General features: G+C 39.6%; 28 protein-coding genes. 10 read left to right on the plus strand and 18 right to left on the minus strand.

Features of this window, described 5'->3' with window-relative positions:
- The first annotated feature begins 5 nt into the window (after positions 1-5).
- Complete coding sequence (locus OC25_RS14010; RefSeq protein ID WP_039477099.1) at positions 6-779, plus strand: M90 family metallopeptidase; 774 nt, start codon at positions 6-8, stop codon at positions 777-779.
- An 18-nt stretch (positions 780-797) separates the two neighbouring features.
- On the plus strand, positions 798-1,688 hold the full coding sequence (locus tag OC25_RS14015) for a DUF6263 family protein (RefSeq protein WP_039477102.1): 891 nt from the start codon (positions 798-800) through the stop codon (positions 1,686-1,688).
- Between the two features lie 57 nt (positions 1,689-1,745).
- Here OC25_RS14015 and OC25_RS14020 read toward each other — a convergent pair whose 3' ends face one another.
- The 5 genes from OC25_RS14020 to OC25_RS14040 form a co-directional block, all read right to left on the minus strand.
- Complete coding sequence (locus OC25_RS14020; RefSeq protein ID WP_039477105.1) at positions 1,746-2,732, minus strand: alpha/beta fold hydrolase; 987 nt, start codon at positions 2,730-2,732, stop codon at positions 1,746-1,748.
- Positions 2,733-2,858: 126 nt separating this feature from the next.
- Positions 2,859-3,701: a GIN domain-containing protein gene (locus OC25_RS14025; RefSeq protein ID WP_039477106.1), complete on the minus strand. Its 843-nt coding sequence runs from the start codon at positions 3,699-3,701 to the stop codon at positions 2,859-2,861.
- Between the two features lie 4 nt (positions 3,702-3,705).
- Positions 3,706-4,080 carry a GntR family transcriptional regulator gene (locus OC25_RS14030; RefSeq protein WP_039477107.1) on the minus strand — a complete coding sequence of 125 codons (375 nt, stop codon included), beginning with the start codon at positions 4,078-4,080 and terminating at the stop codon, positions 3,706-3,708.
- A gap of 18 nt (positions 4,081-4,098) precedes the next feature.
- Positions 4,099-4,911, minus strand: coding sequence for a hypothetical protein (locus tag OC25_RS14035; RefSeq protein ID WP_039477108.1), 813 nt, complete (start codon positions 4,909-4,911; stop codon positions 4,099-4,101).
- Between the two features lie 3 nt (positions 4,912-4,914).
- Complete coding sequence (locus OC25_RS14040; protein WP_039477109.1) at positions 4,915-5,742, minus strand: ABC transporter ATP-binding protein; 828 nt, start codon at positions 5,740-5,742, stop codon at positions 4,915-4,917.
- A gap of 292 nt (positions 5,743-6,034) precedes the next feature.
- Here OC25_RS14040 and namA point away from each other — a divergent pair, with 292 nt between their 5' ends.
- Positions 6,035-7,114: an NADPH dehydrogenase NamA gene (namA, locus tag OC25_RS14045; RefSeq protein ID WP_039477112.1), complete on the plus strand. Its 1,080-nt coding sequence runs from the start codon at positions 6,035-6,037 to the stop codon at positions 7,112-7,114.
- A gap of 223 nt (positions 7,115-7,337) precedes the next feature.
- On the opposite strand, the gene OC25_RS14050 is transcribed toward namA, so the two are convergent.
- On the minus strand, positions 7,338-9,650 hold the full coding sequence (locus OC25_RS14050) for a TonB-dependent receptor (RefSeq protein ID WP_039477114.1): 2,313 nt from the start codon (positions 9,648-9,650) through the stop codon (positions 7,338-7,340).
- Between the two features lie 127 nt (positions 9,651-9,777).
- Complete coding sequence (locus OC25_RS14055; RefSeq protein WP_039477117.1) at positions 9,778-10,110, minus strand: hypothetical protein; 333 nt, start codon at positions 10,108-10,110, stop codon at positions 9,778-9,780.
- Positions 10,111-10,240: 130 nt separating this feature from the next.
- On the opposite strand from OC25_RS14055, the gene OC25_RS14060 reads away from it, so the two are divergent.
- The 4 genes from OC25_RS14060 to OC25_RS14075 all read left to right on the plus strand — a co-directional run bounded on the left by OC25_RS14060 (position 10,241) and on the right by OC25_RS14075 (position 13,066).
- Positions 10,241-10,855 carry a TlpA family protein disulfide reductase gene (locus tag OC25_RS14060; RefSeq protein ID WP_052266215.1) on the plus strand — a complete coding sequence of 205 codons (615 nt, stop codon included), beginning with the start codon at positions 10,241-10,243 and terminating at the stop codon, positions 10,853-10,855.
- A gap of 96 nt (positions 10,856-10,951) precedes the next feature.
- Entirely contained in the window at positions 10,952-11,455 is a 504-nt protein-coding gene (locus OC25_RS14065) for a GNAT family N-acetyltransferase (RefSeq protein WP_039477119.1), read from the plus strand.
- A complete protein-coding gene (locus OC25_RS14070; RefSeq protein WP_039477120.1) occupies positions 11,456-11,938 on the plus strand; it encodes a MarR family winged helix-turn-helix transcriptional regulator in 483 nt (160 codons plus the stop codon). It begins immediately after the preceding gene.
- A gap of 69 nt (positions 11,939-12,007) precedes the next feature.
- The gene (locus tag OC25_RS14075) at positions 12,008-13,066 is read left to right on the plus strand and encodes a nucleoid-associated protein (protein WP_039477122.1); all 1,059 of its coding nucleotides are present in this window, start codon (positions 12,008-12,010) and stop codon (positions 13,064-13,066) included.
- 143 nt (positions 13,067-13,209) lie between these two features.
- On the opposite strand, the gene OC25_RS14080 is transcribed toward OC25_RS14075, so the two are convergent.
- From OC25_RS14080 to OC25_RS14105, 6 genes are all read right to left on the minus strand, one after another.
- Positions 13,210-14,556 (minus strand): DUF58 domain-containing protein, encoded by a 1,347-nt coding sequence (locus tag OC25_RS14080; RefSeq protein ID WP_039477124.1) that lies wholly within the window; start codon positions 14,554-14,556, stop codon positions 13,210-13,212.
- Between the two features lie 68 nt (positions 14,557-14,624).
- Entirely contained in the window at positions 14,625-15,602 is a 978-nt protein-coding gene (locus OC25_RS14085; protein ID WP_156131479.1) for an AAA family ATPase, read from the minus strand.
- A complete protein-coding gene (locus tag OC25_RS14090) occupies positions 15,583-16,773 on the minus strand; it encodes a DUF4350 domain-containing protein (RefSeq protein ID WP_039477129.1) in 1,191 nt (396 codons plus the stop codon). The genes OC25_RS14085 and OC25_RS14090 overlap by 20 nt, the downstream gene beginning before the upstream one ends.
- The gene (locus OC25_RS26955) at positions 16,770-17,501 is read right to left on the minus strand and encodes a DUF4129 domain-containing protein (RefSeq protein ID WP_052266216.1); all 732 of its coding nucleotides are present in this window, start codon (positions 17,499-17,501) and stop codon (positions 16,770-16,772) included. Before OC25_RS26955 ends, OC25_RS14090 begins: the two co-directional genes overlap by 4 nt.
- A gap of 3 nt (positions 17,502-17,504) precedes the next feature.
- Positions 17,505-18,389, minus strand: a complete 885-nt coding sequence (locus tag OC25_RS14100) for a hypothetical protein (RefSeq protein ID WP_039477133.1) — start codon at positions 18,387-18,389, stop codon at positions 17,505-17,507.
- Position 18,390: 1 nt separating this feature from the next.
- Positions 18,391-19,344, minus strand: a complete 954-nt coding sequence (locus OC25_RS14105) for a stage II sporulation protein M (RefSeq protein ID WP_039477135.1) — start codon at positions 19,342-19,344, stop codon at positions 18,391-18,393.
- Between the two features lie 153 nt (positions 19,345-19,497).
- On the opposite strand from OC25_RS14105, the gene OC25_RS14110 reads away from it, so the two are divergent.
- Complete coding sequence (locus OC25_RS14110; protein ID WP_039477137.1) at positions 19,498-20,241, plus strand: RDD family protein; 744 nt, start codon at positions 19,498-19,500, stop codon at positions 20,239-20,241.
- Here the strand turns inward: OC25_RS14110 and OC25_RS14115 are convergent.
- From OC25_RS14115 to OC25_RS14135, 5 genes are all read right to left on the minus strand, one after another.
- Positions 20,238-20,627 carry a DUF2752 domain-containing protein gene (locus OC25_RS14115; RefSeq protein ID WP_167335401.1) on the minus strand — a complete coding sequence of 130 codons (390 nt, stop codon included), beginning with the start codon at positions 20,625-20,627 and terminating at the stop codon, positions 20,238-20,240. The two genes, OC25_RS14110 and OC25_RS14115, sit on opposite strands and share 4 nt — an antisense overlap.
- Positions 20,628-20,636: 9 nt before the next feature.
- Positions 20,637-20,975, minus strand: coding sequence for a CD225/dispanin family protein (locus OC25_RS14120; protein WP_039477141.1), 339 nt, complete (start codon positions 20,973-20,975; stop codon positions 20,637-20,639).
- An 85-nt stretch (positions 20,976-21,060) separates the two neighbouring features.
- Entirely contained in the window at positions 21,061-21,783 is a 723-nt protein-coding gene (locus tag OC25_RS14125) for an SGNH/GDSL hydrolase family protein (RefSeq protein WP_082018601.1), read from the minus strand.
- A 65-nt stretch (positions 21,784-21,848) separates the two neighbouring features.
- Complete coding sequence (gene lipB, locus OC25_RS14130) at positions 21,849-22,577, minus strand: lipoyl(octanoyl) transferase LipB (RefSeq protein ID WP_052266218.1); 729 nt, start codon at positions 22,575-22,577, stop codon at positions 21,849-21,851.
- Between the two features lie 12 nt (positions 22,578-22,589).
- On the minus strand, positions 22,590-23,237 hold the full coding sequence (locus tag OC25_RS14135; protein WP_039477143.1) for a 4'-phosphopantetheinyl transferase family protein: 648 nt from the start codon (positions 23,235-23,237) through the stop codon (positions 22,590-22,592).
- A 71-nt stretch (positions 23,238-23,308) separates the two neighbouring features.
- Here OC25_RS14135 and dcd point away from each other — a divergent pair, with 71 nt between their 5' ends.
- Positions 23,309-23,845: a dCTP deaminase gene (gene dcd / locus OC25_RS14140; protein ID WP_039477145.1), complete on the plus strand. Its 537-nt coding sequence runs from the start codon at positions 23,309-23,311 to the stop codon at positions 23,843-23,845.
- A 169-nt stretch (positions 23,846-24,014) separates the two neighbouring features.
- Complete coding sequence (locus tag OC25_RS14145; RefSeq protein WP_039477146.1) at positions 24,015-26,705, plus strand: carboxypeptidase-like regulatory domain-containing protein; 2,691 nt, start codon at positions 24,015-24,017, stop codon at positions 26,703-26,705.
- The last annotated feature ends 23 nt before the right edge of the window (positions 26,706-26,728 follow it).

Genomic DNA, 26,728 nt, shown 5'->3' on the forward strand with positions numbered 1-26,728 from the left:
TGATCATGAATTCTCTTCCATTTGTATACCTGATTCCGATTTTTCTGATTGCCCTTTATTTAATCCTGAAGAAAAAGAAAGTGGCCATAGAGCCTTTAACTGACGTTGACAAAAAAATACTTGACGATTACGTGGACTATTACCACAATCTCGATTCGACAGATAAACTTAGATTTGAAGAAAAGGTAGCTGCTTTTTTCAGTACAGTTAAAATTGAGCCGGTAGGTTTAGAAATGACTACGCTTGATGAATTGTTGATCGCCTCAAGTGCGGTAATCCCGATTTTTGGTTTCGACGATTGGCAATACAAAAACTTAACCAGCGTTTTATTATACCCAGATGCCTTTAACAAAGATTTTCAATTTGAAGGGGGCGAAAGGAATATTATGGGCATGGTAGGTACAGGTTACATGAACGGACAGATGATTTTATCGCGCTCAGCGCTGCGTCACGGTTTTTCTAAAAGTGCAGGGAAAGAGAATACAGCTATCCACGAATTTGTGCACCTTTTAGATAAATCGGATGGGGCAACGGATGGTGTGCCTGAAAATTTAATGGCACACGAATATACTTTGCCCTGGATTAAAATGATGCGTGAGGAAATTGAAAAAATTGAAGACAATAAATCGGATATTAACCCTTATGCCATTACTAACGAGGCCGAATTTTTTGCTGTAGTTTCCGAATATTTCTTCGAAAAACCCGAGCAGTTGAAAGATAAACATCCGGAATTGTACCATCAGTTAAGCCGGATTTTTGCACAACAGCCAGCCGGATAGTTTTTACAATTTAAAAGAATGAAAATAATCATCACATTACTCTGCAGTTTGGCATCGTTTGGTGTATGGGCACAAAAAACATACTCGCTTAAGCAAAATTATCCGACTGGTAACAAATATGATTTTTCGTTTGTTTCAGATCAGATAATCAACCAGAAAATTAGTGGACAGAGCATTAATTTAACCCAAACTATCGGTACCGATTATACTTTTGACATTACCGAAGGGCATAACGGTGATAAAGATATCAAAGTAACCTACAACAGGTTGTTTATGAAATCTACTGCCATGGGTAATACCATGAACCTCGATTCGGACGAGGCAGACAGCACTAAGAAAAATCCGTTTGCCGGTTTAAAAGGCGCGTCTTTTTATATGACAGTGGCTTCAAACGGAGGAGTTAAAACTGTAGCCGGTATTGATAAGATGCTGGATAATGTGGCTGGCAAAATGACCAGCGACACAGCTAAGTTAAAGGCTGTTAAAAATGCCATGAGTAAGCAGTTTAACGCAGAAGCGGTTAAGCAAACCATGGAATCGTCTTTTAAGATTTACCCCGAAAAACCAATTAAAATTGGTGATAGCTGGACGGTGGATACCAAACTGCAAATGAGTATGCCAATTGAAACCATTACGCAATATACCTTAAAAGAGGTGAACGGTAATACCGCCATTCTGAGTGTAAAAGGTAATTTAATTTCGAAAGGAAATTTTGATGCCATGAATAACCACATGGAAACAGACTTAAAAGGCACCAACTCCGGTGAAGTGGCTGTTGATTTGAAAACAGGAATCGTATTGAACAGTCACCTGCGCATTGAGCTATATGGCAAAATGAAATCGATGGGACAGGATATCGATTTTGAAATGCAGGGTATTAATAAAATTGTAGGAAAAGAGATTAAATAATTTCATTAGATCTTAAGACCTTATAGGTTTTTTAAACCTATAAGGTCTGATAAAAGCTTACAAACTACCTGTTAAAGCTACCAAAAACTCTGTTGGTATTTCGATGTGCGGGATGTGGCCACAAGCATCAAATTCAATAATTTTAGCCCCAATGATTTTAGCGGCTGTTTGTTTGCCCAATAAACGGTACTGGCCATGTATTGCTTGTTGATCGGGCGACAATAGCCCCTTACCCACAATGGTTTTATCTTCTTTGCCAATAAACAGTACTGTTGGTACTTTAAGGTTTTGAAATTCGTAAACCACAGGTTGTTCGTAAATCATGGTAAAGGTCATGGCAGCCACCTTTGCCCAGCGCGGATAATCGGCACTAAGCGTAACTCCTCCGGCAACACTCACCAGGTATTCATATTCGGGTTTCCAATACGTAAAATAAGAACTCTGATAGTATTTACGTACACTTTCTGCCGTGGTTTTCAGCTCGGTTTGATACTGCTGTTCGGTAGTTACGTAAGGCACAAAAGTTTTGTAATCTTCGAGCCCAATAGGGTTTTCGAGTAAAAGTTTTTCAGTTTTTTCGGGATACATTAAAGCAAAGCGCGTAGCCAGCATCCCGCCCATGCTGTGACCCAAAACTACTGTTTTCTGAACGCCCAGCGTATCCAGCAATCTCTTGTTCCAGCTAGCCATTTGGTGAAAACTGTAGTGGATAAAGGGCTTTGACGATTTACCAAAGCCAATCTGATCGGGTACAATAACGCGGTAGCCAATTTGGGTTAAGGCTTTAATTACGTTTGTCCAGTAGTAGCCACCAAAGTTTTTTCCGTGAAAAAGAATAGCGGTTTTACCATTGGCAGCTTGTGCAGGCTGAATATCCATATAGGCCATTTTAATATCCTGGCCTTCGGTATTAATCGGGAAATATTTTACGGGGTAGGGGTATTTAACGTTTTCTAAAGTGATCGATAAGGTATCGATTTTTTGTGCTTTAAGCTGGCTAAAAACGAAAAGGGAGAGGATAAAAAGAAAGAAAAACTTCTTCATGCATGGGGTATTGATATAAAAAACTAAACTAATTGGCCCAAGTTATACTTTTGCCAATTAGTTAGCTTAAAAATCATGCCCTTTTTACATTATCCTTAATTAGATGTAAATGTGATGACGATTTAATTAATCTTTGAGCATCTGTTTCAAATATTTTACAGGCATCGCAATGGTTGTTTCATCTGATAGACTGCCGGAAATTTTATCGATCTTAACTTTGTCGATTTTAACATCAGATCTTTCAAAAGTGTTAATGGTTAAATTTTCGATATTTTTATTCTCCTGTGGTTCTCCCTCAATGTTTATTGATGAATTTTTGCCCGTAATCTTTAATTTCTGATAATTGATACTGCCTGAATTAAAAACTGAACTATCTAAATGGATGTCTACTTTTTTAATATCAGTTTGATTAATTACCCTGTTAACTTTTCCGTTTGAACTAAAGGTGATGGGTGAACCAAATATTAGCATTTCCGTTCTGGTCACATTAACGCCAAGGCTGTCAGTTTTTGCTGTTAAAACAACGTTAGAAGCATTGTTAAGGTTAAGTTTATCAATATTTGGGCTATATACCAATATTACAACACCATTTCGGTGGTTACCCGATCTGTCAAGCTTATCGCTAAAGTTGATTTGCAGTGCCCCGGCATTGTTAATATTAAAAGTGATGTCGTTTTTCATGTCCGTAGGCACTTTTACCCCTGATTTTGCACTTTTTATCAAGTGTAATTCCAGGTAAATTCTTTTTGCATCGGGAACATTCACACTTGAAAAAGATGTTTTGATGGGGATCGCAATTCTATCCTGACTCACCTTTTCAAAAGGTTCTGCATTTATCTCTTGCTCTTCTACAAAGTCATTGCCTTTTGAGGGGCGGTAATTCATTTTAACATTTACGGCCACAACCAGTATTGGGATAATAATGAGCAGGACTGCAAGCGTGATGAGTAATTTATTACTTGTTTTCATTGTTTTATGCGTTAAAATTTTCTTTTACAAAAGTTTTGTATTGGTTTTCCAGTTCATCAAAGCCGATGTTAAGCAGATAGATGTTCCTGAACACTACAGGGAGTTCATCTGCTATAAACTGTTGTTTTCGGTAGCTCTTTATATTGGCTGTGGCTGCTTCATCTACAAAAAAGCCTATTCCCCTTTTGTTGTTGATGATGTTTTTATTTTGCAGCAACTCGTAGGTACGCATTACCGTATTGGGGTTTACCTCCATGGCTACAGCCAGTTCCCGTACCGAAGGAACTTTCTCATCAGCTTTCCATTTTCCTAGCAGGATATGTTCACAAACATACTCTGCTATTTGAAGGTATATCGCCTTGTTATCTCTAAATTCCATATCTATACCTTTTTAAAATTAAACTTCTTTTTCTTTGAGGCGAACATAAGTGATTAGCCAAATAATCAGACTAAGCGCAACAGATGACCAGAAAAATATAGTGAACACAAAATCCTTTTCCATAAGATTAGAACTATTTACACGGCTTTTACCTTCAGTTACCCAGCTTCCAAACTTGATGGTTATGAAAATGATGAAAGCAAATAATGCCGTTACCGATACAGCGGTTTTGATGTAATGAAAGCGGTTAAAGTAGATGGAACCCAGTAAGAAAATGCTCGAGAAGAAAAAGGGTAGTGCAAATAGAAATTTGAATTCTCTTTCCGAAGTTAAATCGTCAAACAAGGTGCTAAACACAACTGGGGTTAATTGGCCTGTATTGTAGTTGGTGGCTTTATTATTATGCCATAACTCGTTAATGTAATTTAAAAAAAACGCATCAATAACATAAAAAATGAGCAGGTAGCTAATGATGCTAAGAATTGTAGAAAAAACAATTGCACAAATAAATTTTTCGGTAGCAGAGGCCGGAGTCATTAACTCCATAATGGCTTTTGGTTTCTGGCCAAATGCACTAAAATAGGCACTGGCTTCAATAGTTATAAACAGAAAACCGATAGCCATAAAAGTAGGTAGGCGGAAACCGAGTTGAACATGGCCATGATCATCCCATCTGTAAAGTGACCGGTTGAAATCTGGGATGTTAAAAAAATAAAAGCCAATTAAAATGCCGGCTAATACCACCAGGCTCATCAAATAAATTTTTCCAAACTCCAGCCACTGCCTTTTAAGCAATAAGCCAAATCGATTCATATTAAAAGTGTTGTTCATGGTTTAGTTGAATAAAGGTTTAAATTTGGTTTTCTCGGCAAGGATGGCGTTAAATAACAGTTCCATATCCAGTTTGCTTTCTTCGTGGTGGTAGTTTGGCATTACGGCATTGTAGCCCGATAAAGATGGCTCTGCATAAAAAATGCTTTCATCTATTTCTTTCACCCTTTTAAAAGCGAGTTTGGTGGTAATTTCTTCAACCGAAGCCTTAAGTGCAACATCGTTTTCATCGAGCATAATTACGGTATCGATTAAGTTATCCAGATCGCGTACCTGGTGGGTTGAGATGATGATACAACGCTCATCAGTTAGGGCAGAAGCCATAATTTTTCTAAACTGCGCTTTTGATGGAATATCCAATCCATTTGTCGGCTCATCCATAATAACCAGCCTGGCCTGCGTAGCCAGTCCGAAAGCAATAATGAATTTTTTCTTTTGGCCATAACTCATATCAATCAGTTTATTGCTGGCCGGAATATCAAATTCCTTTAAAAGCGTGGCCAGATACTCGTGGTCGAAGTTGGGGTAAAAAGGGGCGTTGGCTTTCAGGTACGAATCGATTTTTACCGGTGGTAAATAAAATTCTTCGGGGATGAAGCAAATTTGCGATAACAGTGCTGGTTGTCTTTTGCTTGGATTAAAACCCATTACATTCAGTTGGCCACCTTGCGGATAAACCAAACCAGCCAGGTTTTTGAGTAAGGTAGACTTACCTGCTCCGTTTTTTCCAAGCAAACCGTAAATATGGCCATTGCTTAAACGCATGCTCATATTTTTAAATAATGGCTTATGCTTGCTGTAGCCAAAATTCAGATTGTTAATTTCGATCATATCTACTGTATTAGTTAAATAATACACTAAAGTAGAATAGATTTTTTAATTCCCCAAATTTTTATGGAAAAAAGTTTCAGCGGCTGGCGAAGGGCGTTTTCTTTCCATGCACCAACGCTTAGCGCCCTACGCTCTTAGCTCTCCGCCACGAGAAGGTAAAATCTCCATTTAATAAGTGCTGCATTAAAACATCCTTAACTTGTAGATTGTATGTTTGTGGAATAGGCAAACGCATTGATCATTTTTCATCCGCATAAATTTTTAGTGCTTTGCGATAAAATAACCCATTATCATGTCGAAATTATTTTCTCCTTTTAAATTAAAGGATGTAACCTTAAAAAATAGAATTGTTATTTCTCCAATGTGCCAGTATTCTGCAGTTGATGGTTTTGCCAACGACTGGCATCTGGTGCATTTGGGTAGCCGTGCCGTTGGTGGCGCAGGCCTTATTATTCAGGAAGCTTCGGCAGTAACAGCCGATGGCCGGATAACCTACGCCGATTTAGGAATCTGGAAAGATGAGCACATTGAAAAACTCAAGAAGATTGTTTCTTTTATTCACGATAACGGTGCAATTGCAGGTATTCAGCTGGCGCATGCAGGCAGAAAGGCCAGTTGCGAAGTACCGTGGAATGGTGGCGAGCAAATTGCCGAAGGTGAGCAAAGCTGGCAACCAGTGGCTCCGTCGCCCATTGCTTTTAAACCTGGTCAGGTGTTGCCGCACGAGCTAAGCATTAAAGAAATTCAGGATATTGTTTTTGCCTTCAGGGCAGCGGCGAAACGTGCTTTGGCTGCAGGTTATAAAGTTGTAGAAATACACGCTGCGCATGGTTATTTGTTGCACGAGTTTTTTAGTCCGTTGAGCAATAAACGCAGCGATGTGTACGGTGGAAGTTTTGAAAACCGGATCCGTTTGGTAATTGATGTGGTAGAGGCGGTACAATCGGTTTGGCCAATGGAATTACCTTTATTTGTACGGATTTCTGCTACCGACTGGAGCGAAGGCGGTTGGAACGAAAATGATTCATTGCAACTGGCAGCGGTTTTAAAAGACCGTGGAGTAGATTTAATCGATGTTTCTTCGGGAGGTAACGTACCTGATGCCTTTATCCCAGCCGGACCAAATTATCAGGTTCCTTTTGCCGATAAAATCAGGAATGAAATAGGCATTTATACCGGTGCAGTAGGTGTGATTGTAGATGCGCATCAGGCAGAAGAAATTTTGCAGGATGAAAAGGCCGATTTAATTTTTATTGCCCGCGAATCGTTGCGCGATGCTTATTTCCCGACACATGCCGCGCAAGTGCTTGGCGATGATATTGAATGGCCTAATCAGTATGTTAGGGCGAAGAGGGAAACATTTAAGAAATAGTTAGATAAAGTTATAACAATTGATATTCGTCATTGCGAGAAGGCTTTTTCAGCCGTCGAAGCCTGCCTGTAGGAGGCAGGCAATCTTACAACGATAGCTACTAGCGTTCGCTTTAAGATTGCTTCGTGCCTCGCAATGACGAATTTTTTATTGAGGTCTGTCTGTGATAACCTGTCGAAATATCTCGTAAGACGTTTCGACAGGCTCAACGTGACAAGATTTATTACTTAGCTACAGTAAAGGGAATATACAATCCGAAAGTGATATTCCTGCCTGGGTTATAAACACCCAGGTTTAAGTTTTCCTGGTCAAAACGACCTGGTTTAAACCTGCTTAATGCGTCGTAATATTTCTGGTTCAACAAGTTGTTTGCCGAAACAGATAGTTTAACAGGCTGTTTGCCCAGGTTAAATGTAGCACCAATACCTGCATTTAATAAAGTATAGCCACTGGTTGGAGTTTCAAAAGTATCGTCTACACGACTTTGTTTAAATGCCGAATTGATACCCACCGAAAGATAAGCATCATTTGTGCCTTTAAGCTTTGGTTCAAAACGCAACTCATTTCTTAAAGTACCTGCCGGAATAAAGGCAAGTGGTCTGTTTAAGGTGTTATTTTGTGCATGCACATAACCAAAAGTATTCTCGAAATGGATAAATGGAACCGGGTGGATAGTTAATGAGGCTTCTGCACCATACAGGTTTGCATTTACCTGTCCGTAATGATAAACATCGAACAATGTTCCATCAACTTCCCTTTGCTCTCCATTATTTGAGGCATAAATGTAATTGTGGATATAGTTATTATAAATGCTTGCGCTTGCGCTTATTATTTTCCCTTCATATTCCAGGGCCGCATCTACCTGATAACTGCGTTCAGGATTTAAATTAGCGTTACCGATTTCATAACGGAAAGTGCCCTCATGTACACCATTCGATCCTAGCTCAGCTGGGTTTGGCGCACGGAAAGCAGAACCTGCATTGGCTTTAAAATTTAATTCATCGCTAAATTGGTGAGTGAAGCCCAAAGCTCCGCTTACATTAGAAAACTGGTTTTTGAAAGGTGCAAAACGCTCTTCTCCATCGTCAAATAGTTGTTTTCCGTTATTTTTTCTAAAATCATAACGTGCACCGATACTAAAAGTATTATTCTCCCAATTTTTCTTTGCATAAGCAAAAACACCTAATCCAAAGGTATCGTAAGCAGGAATTAAAAATTCTGTTCCTTTATTTTGGCTGTGCGCATTATCCACACTTAATCCAAAAACAGGCTGCCATCCATTGGTTTCATGGATATAGTATTTAAGATCGGCATTGTATGTCTTAAGATCGAAGAACAAAGCTGGATCAGGTCCGTCTAATTCGCGGCGTTGATTCTGCTGATAACCTAAATCTACTTTCAAATTATCGCTCCCCAGAATGAAGTTGTTGTTTAAAGCAATCTTGAAGTGCCTGATGTCCTGACGTGGAAAATCTAAAGTGCGGTTTTTATAATCGTCGTTAGTAAATGCACTGCCATCCTCTTTTACAAAATTTCCATTATCATCAAGGTTTGGCTCATAAAAACCAATGTTGTTGCGGAAATTAGAAACGTTTAAATGCGTATAACCCCAGCTTTTGTTTAAGCCGATCATTCCGCTTAAATCTGTTTCGTTAAAACCCGAATTAGGGAAATATCCCGTAGGTGTTTTAAAAGAATAAGCGTTTTTATAAGTACCTCTTGCTCTCCAGACAAATCCGTTTTCGTTACCGTTTAACATTAGTGAATTAGCAGTCTGGCCATTGTTGGTCGAGTAATTGGTAATAAACTCGCCTTTAACCTGACCTTCAGGAGCGGTGCTTGGCTCCAATAAATTAATTACGCCACCAAGTGCATCAGAACCATACATTAGCGATGCTGCACCACGTAAAATCTCTACACGGTCTGATTTGAACTGATCGATTTCGATACCATGTTCATCTCCCCATTGCTGGCCCTGTTGTTTAATCCCGTCATCTAGTGTTACAATGCGGTTGTAGCCTAAACCTCTTATTACCGGTTTGGAAATAGAAGGACCGGTAGTAATTTGAGAAACACCCGGAACTTTGGCCAAAGCATCAATTAAATTGGTTGAAGGTTGCAAAAGCTGGTCTTTACCCACCACTGCCGATGAGGCACTATTTCTTTTACTGGTACTGCTGATCAAACTTCCGGTAATTACAATTTCTTTAGTTTCGATTGCAGTAGGTTGCAAAGAAAACTGAAGACCTGCACCTGTAGCCAGATTTACCATTTGGGTAGCCGTTTTGTAACCCACGTAATGAACCTCAACCAAATAAGTACCCTTTACAGGCAGGTTTTTAAGTGTAAAAGCACCATCGTTATTGGTTACTGCTGTAACTTTTAAATCGGGGATAAAAATAGTAGCACCCGGTAATGTTTGTTTGGTACTGGCATCAATAACCTGACCTGTTATATCTTTTAGTGCCGAAGCAAAGGCTGTGTTGCCCAATAATGTATATAGAATTACTAAGCCAATGAGCTGTAATTTTTTCATGAGAATGTATTGTAAATAAGTTGGATAGAAAAACCAAAAACATAGCGCAAAAAGCGGCTAATGTTTAGTCTTTCGTATAAATAATTTTAATAAAAAGCACACAAAGGGTGCTATGAGGAAGAAAAAATTAAGCCAAAGGAGGGCCACGTAAGCTCGAACGCCTTACTTCGGTAAAGGCATTTTTTAATGTGGGTTCTGTGCGGTTAAATACTTTGGCACATAAAAAGATCCTGTAAATGTGATGTGCAGATACATAGTTTTTCTCAAAACTTGCTTTACAGATTAAACAGGTATCGCCATGTGCTTGTAGGTGACTCACATGTTTACAGTTAGCCTCTTTTTCTATAACCGGAACAGGGGTGTGGTTATGGAGTACGCTCCACGGAGTTAAAGCAATGGCAAAAACAACCAGCATAAATGCCGATAAATATTTTTTGATATTTTGCCTGTGCTTTTTCAACGCTTCAAAAGTAACAAATACTATTCATTATTGTATAATACATTAGTAACATTGCTTTTATAGTACATTAGACTGTGTTTTGAGCTAAAGTTTAAAAGGAAAAGCTTTACTAGCGATTTTGCCTATCGAAATGAGTAACTTTACTGTCCAAAAAGCAATTGACTGTTATACTTTGAAATTCATCAGGAAAAATATTGTAAATACCGCATTTGTGGTGTTGCTATTGGTTATCATCTTAGTACCCGATGCCAAAGCTTTTTTAATTAAGGGGCTGATGGAGATTGGCTTTTTTAAGCCAAAAATCGAAACTCCGGTAGCTTCGGGCATGAACCTGAGCGGCATCCGCTTTAAAGATGCGAAAGGTAATACGATTGATCTGGGCGATTTAAAAGGTAAGGTAATTTTTCTCAACTTTTGGGCTACCTGGTGCCCGCCGTGCCGCGCCGAAATGCCATCGGTTAATAAATTGTACAAGCAGTTTAAAGCTGATCAAAATGTAGTTTTCATTTTTGCAGATGCCGATGGCGACCTGGCCAAATCTACCCGTTTTATGACCGATCGTAAATATGAACTACCGGTTTATAAAGTGGAAAGCGATGTGCCGGAGCAGATATTTTCTGGTTCGTTACCCACAACGGTGATCTTCGATAAACAAGGTCGCCTTGCTTTACACCACGAAGGTGCTGCCGATTATGCCGATAAAAAAATCGTCGATTTCCTGAATAAACTCAGTCGTTCAAATTAATTAATGGGTCGGTATAACGATATTCTGATAGTAAAATGATATTTGTACGTTTGATATATGTAGTTGACTACATATTTTTGAGGAAAATATTTTACGATGCACAACGAAATTAAAATAGCACGGTTAAACAATCAAAATTGCGAACAGATTATTGGTTTGATTTTACCCATTCAGCAAATCGAATTTAATGTGGATATCGATTTGGCTGCACAACCCGATTTACTCGATATTGAAACGAACTACGACGCCACTGGTGGCGCGTTTTGGGGAGCCTGGCTAGATGGGGAGCTGGTTGGTACGATTGCCCTAATTGCTGTACCCGAATATCATTCTGGTGCCATTAGAAAAATGTTCGTGAAAAAGGAATTCCGCGGTAAAGAGTTGGGGCTTGCGCAATCCTTATTGGAAACCCTGCTTGCTTATAGTCGTGAAAATAACCTCAAAGCATTATATTTAGGCACTAAAGATATTTTACAGGCGGCCTGTCGTTTTTACGAACGCAATGGATTTTTACAAGTTGAAATGGAAAAGCTACCTTCGTATTTCCCGCGAATGGCTGTTGATAATGTTTTCTACGGCCTGGATTTAAAACCTGCTTAAATGGAACAAAACGTAATTGATGCTTCGGGTTTATTGGCCATTTCTACACGCTTACAACGGCTCAGCGACCAGATCCGTAAAGATGGTTTGCTGATTTATAAAGCTTTTGGTATCGATTTTCAGCCCAAATGGTTTCCGGTTTTGTATACCTTATACAAAAAATCAAGCATGAGTGTGGTGCTGCTTTCCGAAGAAATTGGTTACGCGCATCCATCAACCATCAGTTTGCTAAAAGAGCTGGAGAAAGAAAAACTCATTCGCTCTAAAAAAGATAAAATAGATACGCGTAAACGCTTGGTAGAGCTTACAGAGAAAGGACAAACATTGCTTTCGACCATGGAGCCGGTTTGGGAAGTGATTGTTAAAGCCACCGCCGAAATTACCAACACCCAAAATAACCTGATGGCTGCCATTAATGAAGTAGAGGCAGGTTTAAGGGAAAAAAGCTTTTTGCAAAGGGCTGAAGCGTACCTAAAAAAATAATCGAATTTTGAACGGCAGAATGATAGGCAATCCCGAAGGTTAACCAATGATTTTGTTATTTTTGCCCCTATGATTTCATTTTTCGAGGCTTCGCTGAAGCAACTTTCTATCCATCACACCGGCAATAAACTGCTTGACGAATATTATAAGCTTTCTGATGCACCTTTAAAAATTGATGATGAGTTACTGGGCAATTTGTTGATGCAGTATTTTTTAAAGCCCTTCGAAAAGGTAAATGAAGTCTACCATTTTTATCACCCCAACGATAACCTGGAACTGAACGAAGTATTTCACTTTGTGCACGAAATTTTCGAAAACAACCAACTCTTTCACGAAGATTCGCAGCAGCTGGCCAAACATTTATATGATGTAGCCAATCACCCCAAAATTAAATCAGGTGAGTTGTATGTGGCTTATTTCGAAAAAGTACAGATTGAAGGCGAACAGCTGGATGTAGTGGGCATATTCAAATCGGAGACCAAAGATACTTACCTGAAAGTTTACCCTGAGCTGGATGGCTTTAATGTAAGTTATGAGCAGGAGGCCATTAGCATTAACAAACTGGATAAAGGTTGCCTGATTTTTAATGTAGCGCGCGAAGAGGGCTATAAGGTAGTAGTATTAGACCAATCGAAAAGCAGCAATGATTCTGCAGTGTACTGGAAGGATGAATTTCTGAAACTGAAAATCCGGAACGACAGCTATAACCAAACGAACAATGTTTTAGGGGTTTACAAGAACTTTGTTACCCAGAAACTGGATGAGGAATACGAAATTAGCAAGGCTGATAAAATTGACTTGTTAAACCGCTCGATGAAATATTTCAAGGAAAAGGAAACTTTTGATATTGAAGAGTTTGGCAACGAGGTAATTGGCAATGCCGAAGGGATTGAATCTTTTAAAAATTACAAGAAAAACTACGAAGAAGAATACGAAAGCCCAATTGCTGACCACTTTGAAATTGCCGAATCGGCCGTTAAAAAGCAGGCCCGTACCTATAAAAGCGTTTTAAAATTGGATAAAAACTTCCATATCTATATCCATGGCAATAAGGATATGATTGAAAAAGGTTATGACGATGATAAATCGATGAACTTTTATAAGGTGTATTTCAGGGAAGAGGAGTAAGCTGGTTTGGGCTGAGCGTTTGGAGTCGTCAGGCATCTATCCCCTCGGTCTGTGTTCCCACAGACCGAAATTAAGAAAGATAAGTTTTAAGATTCGTTAGCCATGGTCTGTGAGGACACAGACCATTAGGTTAAGGTATCAAACTAAATCCTCTGTTGCGCCTTAAGCGCCAGGTACTGATTGATAACGTTTACCGTTAATTTTTGCGGGGGTGTAAGAATGGCCAAAATACCATGTGCATTCAGTTCTTTAACCATCAGTTTTTTCTCGTACATAAACTTTTCTGCAATGGTTTTGTGGTAAATCCCTTCAACATCTTTGGCCGGATCGCTGCTCAGGGCCTTGAGTTCAGTATTTTCGAAAAACACCACTACCAATAAATGATATTTTGAAATCCGCTTTAAATAGGGGAGTTGTCTTTGCAAAGCCGACAAGCTTTCGAAATTGGTAAAAAACACCAATAACCCGCGTTGTTTTACTACCGAACGCACTGCAGCATACAAGGCTTCGAGATTGCTTTCCAAATACCGGGTCTTTTCTTTGTAAAGCACGTTCATGATATTACCTAGCTGTGCTGATTTCCGGTCGGCGGGCACCACGGCGCCAATGTTTTCGGAAACGGTAATTAAACCGGCTTTATCTTCTTTCAGCATGGCTACTTTGGCCAAGGCAACCGATGCATTGATGGCATAATCGAGCAGGCTTAATCCTTCGAAAGGCATTTTCATTACCCGTGATTTATCGATAATGCAATAAATATTCTGCGAGCGTTCGTCGGTATAGGTGTTTACCATCAGACCGCCTTTGCGTGCGGTAGCTTTCCAGTTGATGGTGCGGATATCATCGCCACCTACGTAATTTTTGATCTGATCAAACTCGCTGCTGTGACCAACCTTTCTAATCTTTTTAATACCAAAAGCGGTTAAATGATGCGAAACAGCCATCAGTTCGTATTGCCCAAGATTTATAAAAGAGGGATAAACAGGTAATGTTTTGGCGCCATCAAAATTGTAACGCCGGCTGATTAAGCCCAGGGGCGAACTAATATAAGCCCTGATAAAACCAAAATTGTATTCACCACGCTTGGTTGGGCGCAGGTTATAGTGGATTGATTTAATCTCGGCTGGTTTAATATGCAATCTGAAATCTTTATCCCGCAATTGGAACTGAAATGGAACTTCGTCAATTACCCGCACATTAACCCCAAAGCCATAGCGATTTTTAATTTCGATTTGTACCGGGTTTTCATCGCCATTGCTTAGGCGTTTCGAAGTAAACCTTTTGGCATCAACGCCCTCGCTAACGCGGTAGAGGATAAAAACATCAATCAAAAAGAAAATTAATAATACTCCTGTAGCTATTTCGGGTATATCGCCCAGCCAGGCAAAAAAGAATTTCAGCAAGAAAAGCACAACACAAAGCCCAAGCGCCGTAAAAAGGCGATCAGTTAAGAACAAATTGAGGTAATATTGCTGAAAGAGTTTTTTCAATGGTGCTTAATTGTTTAAACTGTTTAATCGGTTAACTGTGAACTATAAACTGATAACTGCAAAACTGACTACCTCGGTACTTCAATTTTTTTAATAATCTGATTTACAATATCGCTGGTGGTTAAGCCTTCCATTTCTTTTTCTGGCGATAACAAGATGCGGTGTGCCAATACTGGTCCGGCAACAGCAATAATATCATCAGGGGTTACAAAATCACGATCTTGAATAGCGGCAAATGCCTTGGCACTATGCACAATGGCCAGCGATGCACGGGGCGAAGCACCTAAATATAGTGCGGAATTATTGCGTGTTTCGTGCACAATTTTGGCAATAAATTCAAGCAATTTAGGCTCTACATATAAATTACGGATAATGGCCCTTGCTGCCTGAATCTGATTTACGGAGAGCACAGGTTTCACTTCGTTTAGCAGTGTTTTATTTACCAGTGTATGTTGTGCCGTTAATATAGCCGTTTCCTCTTCGAGTGAAGGGTATTTTACTTCTATTTTAAACAGAAAACGATCCAGCTGTGCTTCGGGTAAACGGTAGGTACCTTCCTGCTCAATTGGATTTTGCGTAGCCAATACCATAAAAGGTTCATCCATCAGGTAGGTTTCCCCATCAATGGTAACCTGGCGTTCTTCCATCACCTCAAATAAGGCCGATTGCGTTTTGGCAGGAGCACGGTTAATCTCATCAACAAGGATAATGTTGCCAAAAATGGGGCCTTTCCTGAATTCAAAATCGCCGGTTTTGGTGTTGAAAATCGGGGTTCCCAAAACATCAGAAGGCATTAAATCGGGGGTAAACTGCACCCGCGAAAACTGCGCTGCGATAGATTTGGCCAGCAATTTGGCACTAAGCGTTTTAGCTACACCTGGTACACCTTCAATTAAAATATGTCCATCGGCAAGCAAACCGACAATTAAGAAATCAATAACCTGTTTTTGGCCGATAATGATATGTCCCAGTACGTTTCTGATCTGGTTTACCGCTTCATTTAATGCGCTTAAATCTGTACGTGGGTTAAACTGTTCTTGTTCCATTGCTATGCGTATTTTTATAAAACTGTTCTATGCTATCGTTTAAGTTGATCAATTCTGCATCATTTAAATAACCCATTTGGGGGATCTGTATAAAATACCGGGTTAATGTTTTGGCCAAAGCCTCGTTAATGCATGTCTTATCGATTAATAACTGTGTAAATTCTTTATCAATTTCGTTTGTTTTAAGGTAATACCTGCTGCGCAGATGCTCCATAAAATAATTGATCTTTTTTAAGGCAATATCGTGGTTGTTGCGTTCCTCATAATACACACTGCCCACAACATGCGTAAATGCCAGCGACGCGTTTGTATTGGGATCGGCTACCGGGATGATCCTTTGCCTGCGCTTAACTTCAAATAGTACAAAAATGAGCAGACTGAAAATAGCCAGGTAGTAGGCGAATTTTAGTTCAGGATGTTTAAAAAATACGCCCAACATATCGGTATTTGTATTTTTTTGCCCGGTAAAATATTCGTCGAAAAGGAGTGTTTTATTGCCCTGTAAATAACCCAGGGTTTTGGCTGCATATTCGGCACCGTATTTATTGAGCAGGTTAAAGTTGGTGTAAAAACCTGGCTCCGCAATTAAATACAGAAAGCCCTTACCATAGTTGTAGCGGATAAAGTTTGGCTTACCGTTTCCATTTATGCCTAAAACAGTTGCTTTAGCGGTATCTATTTTAGTAAAATACTGACTGCCTATCCCTCTTTCAAATCCATAACTTGCCTCCGTTTTAAGGTTGGGGTGTGTAAAATTAAGGGTATTGCCTGCAGCATTTAAAGCCGTACCTGTTTTTAGTTTCAGCGCTTTCTCCATTTCGCCAAAATCGTAACTGGCAATAAAAACATCATTGCCTGCTTCTATGTATTTAATCAGCTGGGCTAAATCATCTTTACTCAAATCTACCTGCTGGGCAACCATAAAATAAACTGTTTGGCTAAAATGCTTCGATTTTAGAGTGTTGTAAACAGCCAACGGCGAAGTTTTAACAGCAGCGCCTGGTAAAATATCTTTTAACTGATGAAATAAAATATAGGTGCCATAAGGTATTTTATCTTTTGCGGCATAAGTGGGTGCCCAGTTGGTTGGCGTTGGCTTATTATACTGGGCAAGCAGGTAAGCCAATATTAAAATGCAGCCGGTAATGAAATATAATTTATATCCTTTCATCTAATCTGATTGTTAAAATGATTAAATGATTGGTTTATTGGTTCGAAGCGGTTGGCATCGACCGGGAAATCGCCATACCAGATATAATCGAACTGGAGGGTAAGTTTACCAAAATCATTCTTAAGTGCCGGTTCACGAAGCTCTGTTAAATAATGATAATTGGTTTTTTCGGGCTGCCACTCAATCAATTCAGCATCGCTCAGTTTTTTTAATGCCCTTAAATACAACAGCCTTACCGCCAGGCGGAATTTACCTTCGGCAACGAGACGTTGCAGTTCCTGCTCGTAATCAATTTCGTGGATGTTTTCTGTCAAAACATCATAAGGCAGGATAGTTTCTTTTGATTTCTTGCTAAATATATTTTCTGACCCAATTAACTTAAGTACAATAAGGATCACCACAGCAACCCCCAGGCCAATAAAGATATAGCGCGAAAAAGGATTAGCCGCTGCGCCCTGAAACAACTCGCCAATTAAGCGCCAAAACTCCAGCCAAAACCGATCCCATAACGAGAGCTGTTGCTGGCCAATTTCATCGTACTGAAATTCTTTTTGCGCTTTATAGTTACCTATAGCTTCTTTATCAAATTTTGCCGGCGTAACCTGGCTATTGGTGTCAATACGCACAACCTGAGGCACAGAGCCGGTTTTGCCAGTTTGTGCTTTACCAATTAGCGGACTAAAAAATAAAAGGAGTACGAAAATATGTCTGATTAAAGCGCGGTGCATCTACTAGTATTCTTCTGGTCTGGTATCAACTGGTTTTTCGTTACTGCCGAAATTAGAAATGCGTTCCATTAAACCGGTATTTTCTTTTTGCTCAACCAAACTGAAGTAGGCAAGTGAAATGGTAATAATGGGTATGATGGTAAAAATCTGAGATAACGATTGCAGTACTGTAGTTATCATCGTTAAGGTTACATTCATCCTTGGAGTTTTGGTGGTAAACATGGTTACCATATTCAGGATGCTGGTTGGTAGTACAAGCAAGCTCATACAAGCTGTAACAATAATCCATACTACAACCAGTGTACCGAAAGTAACCCAGAAATTATCTTTAATAATCTTGAAACTTCTGTTAAAAGAATAGCCTAACGATCCGTTTTCGATTACCATAATGGGAAACATCATGGCCACAAATGGAAAAAGCCAGAAGCCCGGAACCAAACAGAAGATAAAGGCAACGCCCAGCATTAACATCAGCAGGAGTGAATTGCCAAAAACCCTGAAGAAATAGTATTTAAAATAGCCCCAAACCTCATCGGTGGTAGGTGTTTGGTTGCCTTTTTGTACATATACGGCAATATAAGATAGTATTGCAACTGTCATACTCGAGTAACTGGCCATTGAAAACAGTAACGATAAAAAATATTCAATACCATAAACTGATCCGATGCCAAAGCCTTTGCCATATCTGTTACTGATGCCTGTATTTATTATATTAACCATTTTATACTGTTGCATCAACATGGCAGCCATGCTGGCCAAAACAAACAGGCCACAAAAAGTAAAGTAAGTTTTAATTAAGGGCTTAAAATTTTGCCGCATAAATGTGAAGGTATCGTTAATTACCTGGCCAAAATCTCTTCTTTTCTTAAATTCTAATTGGTTTACCATGTTAATTGCTTTCGGTTTGTTTGAGTTTAATTTTGGCTGGATAAATGAATACGTACCAAACGATAAAGGCTGCTGATGATAATAAAATGCTTGCACTCAATACCAGTGGCATTTCGGTATGGCGGGTAACAAAACTTTCGAAAAAGGCCGCAACAATGAAGATGGGGATTAAACCGATAACGATTTTTAAACCATCTTTTGCACCTCTTAATACCGATGCCATGCGCGAATAAGTTTTGGGGAAAAGTAAGCTGTTGCCTAATATAATGCCGGCAGCACCAGCCAGCACAATGGCCGATATTTCGAGCGTTCCGTGAATCCAGATGACCATTACCGATTGAAAACCAAGGCCCTTGCTAAAAAAGAAATATTGAAAAGAACCGAGCATTATTCCGTTTCGGAAAAGAGACACAATAGTGCCAAAAGAAAATATAATACCCAAAACAAAGGTATACAGGGCCACGTAAATGTTATTGGCGCCAATTTGAAAGAACATCATAAATTCGTTCTGTCGTTTGTACACCCCGAAAGGATCGCCTTTGGCAATGTTCTCGTTAGTCATATTTACATAACCATCGCCCATGATCAACCTTACAAAGGTATCGTCGTATTTGGCCGAAAGGGCACCAATGGCACAGGAAATGATAAAAAAAGCAAATGCATACCAGATCTGTTTTTTGTATTGAAAGAATACCAGCGGAAGTTCGGTTTTCCAGAAATGGATAAAACGGTTGGCTTTCTCTTTTTTGTTCTTGTAAACCGACCGGTGTAATTTAGACGCCAGCCCATTTAAATAGGCTGTTGTTTTAGAGTTGGGATAAAATGTTTTGGCATAAGCCAGATCGTTGGTAATTTCGATAAACTGATTGGCCACTTCATCAGGATTTGCCTGCTGCATGGAATCGTAATGCTGCCACTTCTCCGAATTTTGTTTAACAAATAGTGCTTCTCTCATTTAAGGCGTTACCAAATCTTGGGTTAAAATAGTTAATTTTTTATGGATAAAGAACCAATCGGATAAAATGGTAAAAAAATATAAGGAATGTTTAGTTAAAAAATTAGCGATTGAAATACAGCGATTATCCTTAAAAAAAATTATGTTTGAAATATGGATAGCATCAAAATTAGCACTGCTCAAAATATCGATATCTCTTATGAAATTGCCGGCCTGGGCGAACGTATTGCCGCCAGGTGTATAGATTTGGGCATTTTTCTGGTACTTGGCGTTATTGCTATGATTCTGATCGGCGCAGCTTCATACAGCATGTCGAGCAATGCTGCCATGGTAGTGTTTTTTATATTCCTGGCCATTTTTGTTTTTTACGATCTGGTTTGCGAGCTCACCATGGATGGACAAAGTTTAGGTAAGAAGGTACTTAAAGTAAAAGTAATTAGCCTGGATGGCGGCCAGCCAACGCTTAGCCAGTATTTATTAAGATGGCTGTTCAGAACCATTGATTTTGGCATCCCCTTTGGCTGGGGCGTGGTTGCTGTAATTTCAGTAATCGCAACTAAAAATCACCAGCGTTTAGGCGATATTTTGGGTAAAACCACCTTAATTAAAACTACTCCACGAACACAGTTTACCAACACCGCATTTAGTTTTAGCCTGCCCGAAACTTACGAAGCCCAGTTTAAAGACGTACTGCATTTAAACGATCGTGAAGCCGAGCTCATTCACGAAGTATTAACCAGTTACTACCAAACAGGTAATGCTGAATTAATTTACGCCATGGCCGCCAAAACAAAAGAACATATCATGGTAAATATTCCGGCAGGAATGAATGAACTGCAATTTTTAGAAACGGTGCTTAAAGATTATAAACACCTGACCTCGATGGTGAATGTTTAAGCTGCCAGATAATTGAATGGCTTAAAAGGAATATTTCTGGCAACCCAGAATAACATAACAAGTGCGAAAATAATTTTGGGGGTAATGGGTTTATGCCAAAAATTAAGGACAATAGCTTGTTGGGTAAAATAAGCATAAACTTTAACACTAAGCTGCATCAGCAGAAGTGGGATACTCATGACCAAAAGGAGGTTATAATCGATGGCTTTTGCAACATTTAAATGGAGTAAAGCATTAATTGCCCGTTGCGAGCCACATCCGGGGCAGTCGAGGTGTAGAAATTTATGGAAAGGACATTCCGGGAAGAAATGGTACACCTCAGGATTAAACTTATAGTATACTACAGCGAGTACTACTGCAATGATTAAACCTAAGATGTACTTCAATTTCATTTATTAGCGGTTCATTAATGCGCCACCCATTCCTAATACTACAAAGAACAAGATATATAAAATACCTACGCCAATTCCGCAGAAGAATCCGATTTTGGTCCATTTTCCGGCAGCAGCTGAAGCAGCCTGTGCACCGGCATAATCTCCCATTGCGTATTTGCTATTTACATTTGCTGCGTTTACAATACCTGCAATGCCGAATGGTAAACAGCAAAACAGCGTTACCAATATCGATTCTACAAGCCAGTTTTTAGGTTGAGGGGTTGGTGCGCCTCCAAATGGAGACTGGCCAAATGGCTGTTGACCAAATGGAGCTTGATCCTGAGGTTTTTGATCTTCCATAGTGTGGATTTAATTTGTTATTAATTTAAATAGTTAAACTAAAGTAATTTTTTTAATTTAAAAACAAAATAATCAACGAGTTAAATTATTTCAACACTGTGGCTACTTTTGTTAATAAGGCATCGGTCCACTGGCCATACATCTTTCCGCTTGGATGTAATCCATCGCTTGCTACCAGTGCTGCATCGGTAGCTGCATTTCTCGAGGCTGGTGTAATATTGGTGTAGTTTACGCCTGCTGCGGCTGTTATTTCCTGATTTGCTCCATTAAAACGATCTATTTCTGCGGCAATAACCTGCGGGTCTCTTCCCGAATTTTTGCCGAAAGGTGTTGCCCCCCAATCGGGTATAGAGATTACAAAAACTTTGCGCACATCGCCACCTGCAAAAGCAATGGCCTTTTGTAACAATTCTGAAAACTCTTTACGGTAGGTACTAAGCGGATAACCACGATATTGATTGTTTACTCCAATGAGCAGGGTAACGAAATCATAAGTTCCGCTTAAATTTTCCTGTTTAATGCCTGCCAGCAGTTCGTCGGTTGTCCAGCCGGTTACCGCAATAATTTTGGGGTTGGCTATCCTGATGTTTTTATCTTTCAACTGGCTTTGCAGCTGGTAGGGGAAAGACTCGGCTTGCTTTACCGCTTCGCCAATGGTATAAGAATCGCCCAGGGCCAGGTAGCTAAAAGTACTGCCACCGGTAATGGGTTGGGTAATAGAAGTATCGGTATTTACAGGCATGTTTTCGTGCTTAGTACAGCCCGAAGTTAAGAAAGAAAATAAAAGGACACTCAATAAAATCTTCATGGCTTAATTTACGAAGTAAGCCCGGCCTCAGTTTTATTTGTATGGAGTAATTTGTTTAAAGATTATTAAATCAGTTTCATTTTAAACAGGCTGGCAATGTGGTTTTTAAGTTTTTCTTTCACTTCTTCCATATCCAGTTTACGGCCCAGTTCATGCTGCAGGGAGGTAACAGCTTTATCGTCTATACCGCAGGGTACAATGTTTTTAAAATAACCGAGATCTACATTTACGTTAAAGGCAAAACCATGCATGGTAACCCATCTGCTGCAGCGCACGCCCATGGCACAAATTTTTCGTGCTTTTTCGTTATCCGCATCCAGCCATACCCCGGTGTAGCCCGGATAGCGGCCCGCCTCGATACCATAATCTTTTAAGGTTAAAATTACCGCCTCTTCAAGGGTACGCAGGTAGAGATGGATATCGGTAAAAAAATTATCCAAATCCAATATCGGGTAGCCTACAATCTGGCCCGGGCCATGGTAAGTAATATCGCCGCCCCGGTTAATTTTATAATAGGTAGCCCCTTTATCTTTTAAGCCCTGCTCATCAAGCAACAGGTTTTCGGGGTGACCACTTTTGCCTAAAGTATAAACATGCGGGTGCTCGCAAAAAATCAGTTGGTTAGGTGTAGGCGTGTGCGTATTGTTTACGCGGTTGGCCGTTTTAATGGCTACCGTTTGGTTTAGTAAGTCTTCCTGTTTATCCCAGGCCTGCTGGTAGTCGGTTAATCCCCAGTCGGTAAAAACTGTTGGCACTAAATCTTTGGCAATTACTTTTTCTGCTGTCTCGTTCATCTCCATTGGTATTTAATAATTGCCGGCTACATAGCCCAGCATGTAGCCATCTTTTGTTTTAAAATAATTAACGGTTAGCTCGCGGGTGCCGTTTGGTAGTTCTACCAATGCATTTAAGGAGCCTTCGTTTTTAAGTTTAAAAGGTTTAATGTGGATATGTTGCTTAAACTCCAGACCTTTTTTGCCATGCCATTTGTAAATAGCTTCTTTAGCGCACCAGGCCACATACAGGCCGTCGGTATTATCGCCAATTTGCTTTTGGGCAAGCTCTACATCGCTTAAAAACTTATGTTTAATGCTTTTTATTTTATGTTTAATCAGCTCAATATCTACGCCAACTGCATAATCTTTGCTAATCATTACCGCGGCATAATCGTAAGAGTGACTTAACGAAATCTGATAATCGAAATTAACCAGGTAAGGTTTGCCATGCTCATCAAACTGGCAATCGATATACTCGGTAGTATTGAGCATAGTGCGGAGTAAAAGCCGGGTGCTTAACCAATGTAGTAGTCTTTTGCCACTATTTAACGATGAAATGATATCATGCTCGTGCTGTTTGAGTTGCAGCCCTGCCAGCAATTCACCTTCTGTTTCCTCAATTTTCCAGATAGCTAAAACAGCATGGTCATCAATATTTTGGTTGTAAATTATTGGCATTGATTAAATTGGAGATTACATGCAAAATTATCTTAAATAAATGATAATTTAGGCCAAAAATACGCATAAAAATGATATTATCTGATAGCAGGATATTAGAAGAAATAGAGAAGGGTACCATCATCATTGAGCCTTTTAAACGCGAGTGTTTAGGAACAAACTCTTATGATGTACATTTGGGAAAATATTTGGCTACCTATAAAAGCCGTGTGCTGGATGCCAAGGCACATAATGAGATCGAACATTTTGAGATTCCGAAAGATGGTTATATCCTGCAGCCCGGAACACTATACCTTGGTGTTACCTTAGAATATACCGAAACACATGGCCATGTGCCTTTTTTGGAAGGTAAGAGCAGTACGGGTCGTTTGGGTATTGATATTCATGCCACTGCCGGTAAAGGCGATGTTGGTTTCTGTAATACCTGGACATTGGAAATATCTGTTGCGCAACCTGTAAAAGTTTATGCAGGCATGCCAATTGGTCAGCTCATTTATTTTGTGGTTGAAGGCAATATCGGCACCATGTACAACACTAAAGGAAACGCCAAATACAATAATAAAACCACACGGCCGGTTGAAAGCATGATGTGGAAGAATAAGTTTTAGTTTAGGTAGGTTAATCGGTTAATTGTTTAAATCGGTTAACTATTTATTGCAAACTGCCGATTGTAGGCTGAGAACTACAAACTTAGTATTATTTTCAAATTTCATGTGTTCTTCATAAAAATATGCCTCATGTTTTGTACCTTGAGGCGTATTTATTTTCCCTAACCACATGAAACCCAGAATTATTCTCGCCCTCAGTTTTGTTTTGCTCTTAATTGGCTTCACCGCATTTAAAATGGACGATGATCCGTTTAGCCAGCTTTTACAAAAATTAGAAGATTATACCACCAAGTACCCTCAGGAAAAAGTACATATACATTTAGATAAGCCTTATTATGCCATTGGCGATGATATCTGGTTTAAAGCCTATGTGGTAAATACGAAAACATCGGCTCCCTCCAACATCAGCAAAATTTTATATGTAGAGCTGATTAACGAAAAAGATTCACTTAAAAAACAGGTTAAACTACCCATAATGGGAGGGATTACCTGGGGCGATTTTAAGCTGACCGATTCGCTGAGCGAAGGAAACTACCGGATCAGGGCTTACACCAATTATATGCGTAATTTCGGAACGGATTTCTTTTTCGATAAAACCATTAAAATTGGAAACAGCTGGGCCAATAAGGTATTTACCAAAACAACTTACAACTTTAGCAAAGAGAACAATACCGATAAAGTAACGGCTACCATTCATTTCGAAGATAAAAATGGCATTGCCTATAGCGAAAACGAAGTAAGTTACGATGTACAGCTCGATTACCGGAGTGTAACCAAAGGCAGGGTAAAAACCAGTTTAACCGGCGATGCCGTAATCAGTTTTACCAGTAATCAGGCATTCCAAAATAAATCTGGGAAAATTATTGCTACCCTTACCCTCGATAATAAGCAGAAAGTAATTAAATCGATTCCGATTACTTCAACCTCTAACGATGTGGATGTGCAGTTTATGCCCGAAGGCGGTACATTGATTGAAGAGTTACCTCAAAAAATTGCCATCAAAGCCGTTAATCCAAGTGGTAAAGGCGAAGACGTACAGGGCGATATTGTAGACGAAACCGGAACCACCGTAACCAGCTTTGCAACCACTTATCTTGGTATGGGCAACTTTGTGTTCAATAGTCAGGTAGGCAGGGTTTACTCGGCAAAAGTTAAATTTAAAGATGGTTCCGAAAAAACATTCAAGCTACCAGTGGCAGCAAAAAGTGGTTATGCCATTTCACTAAATAATACCGATACCGCTAAAGTATCGCTAAAAATAATGGCCAGTACCGATTTGGTTAATGGCGACGAATTAAAAGTGGTTGCACAACATGGTGGCACCGTGTATTATGTTTCGAAAGCCAAAATGGATAAACAGGTATTAATGGCCAATATCCCTAAAAAGAACCTGCCGGCAGGTATTGTTCAGTTTACCCTCTTTTCTGCTACCAACCAACCCATTGCCGAACGATTGGTATTTGTAACCAACAAAGCCGATTTAATCGATGTATCGCTAAATACCAGCGATGTAGCCACCTCCAGAAAGGGGAAAGCCGGTTTTAGTTTCGATGCGGCCAATGAGGGTAAACCTGTATTGGGTAGTTTCTCCGTTGCGGTTACCAATGCAACCAAGGTAGTTCCTGATGAAGATAACGAAACCAACATCTTAACTTCTCTTTTACTCACTTCTGATTTGATTGGCTATGTAGAAAAGCCCAATCATTATTTTTTAAAGGATGATGTGCAAACCCAAAAAGAGCTCGATAACCTGATGCTTACACAGGGCTGGAGAAGGTTTACCTGGAAAAATATCATCAACAATATTGGCCCTAATATTACCTATCAGCCAGAACAATCTATCACCATTAGTGGTACCGTAACCAAGGGCAACAAACCTGTACCTGGCGGCAAGGTAATGTTAATGGCTACCAAAGGAACCATGTATATTTTAGATACGGTAACCAATGCCGAAGGGAAGTTCGTTTTTGATAACCTGAGCTTTGGCGATAGTACCAAATTTGTGGTGCAGGCACGTACCAAAACCGAACGCAAATTTGTTGATATAAATCTCGATATCGTACCAGGACAAATTGTAACTAAAAATAAAAATGGTGCCGATATCGATATCAATGTGAATAATACTTTAATGAAATACATTAAAGAAAGTGATAATTATTTTAACGAAATGACCCGCTTAGGTTTGTTAGAACGTACCATTAAACTCGAAGAGGTAACCATTACCGAAAAGAAAAATCCGGCTAAAAACTCGTCCAACCTCAATGGTGCCGGTCATGCCGATTTCGTATTAACTGCCGATCAGTTATCTACCTGTGTTACCCTTTCGCAGTGTTTGCAGGGGCGTTTGCCGGGCGTAATATTCAGGGGAAATATTCCTTATTTAATGCGTAGCCAAAACATACCTATTCAGCTAATTGTTGATGGTATGCAAATGGAAGCCGATTTTCTGGATAATGTTGTGCCATCTGACGTAGAATCGATAGAATTATTAAAAAGTATTGGTAATACAGCTATTTATGGTTCGCAAGGTGGCGGTGGTGTAATTATTATTACCACCAAACGTGGCGATGGAGGCAGAAGTTCTAACCGTTACGCACCAGGTATTGTTACGTTTAACCCTAAAGGATTTACTGTATCGAGGGAGTTTTACTCGCCTAAGTATGATGCGGCAAGCACCAGCAGCCGTGCCGATTTGCGAACTACCATTTACTGGAACCCACAGGTGGTTGCAGGGGCTGATGGTAAAGCCAAATTTGAATTTTACAATGCCGATGAACCCGGAAATTACCGCGTTGTAATAGAAGGAATCGATGCACTGGGTCATTTAGCGAGAAAAGTTTACACTTATGATGTGAAATAAAGAAAAATAGATAAATTTGAGTT

This window comes from Pedobacter kyungheensis (genome assembly GCF_000812965.1).
In the GTDB taxonomy this organism is placed as follows: domain Bacteria; phylum Bacteroidota; class Bacteroidia; order Sphingobacteriales; family Sphingobacteriaceae; genus Pedobacter; species Pedobacter kyungheensis.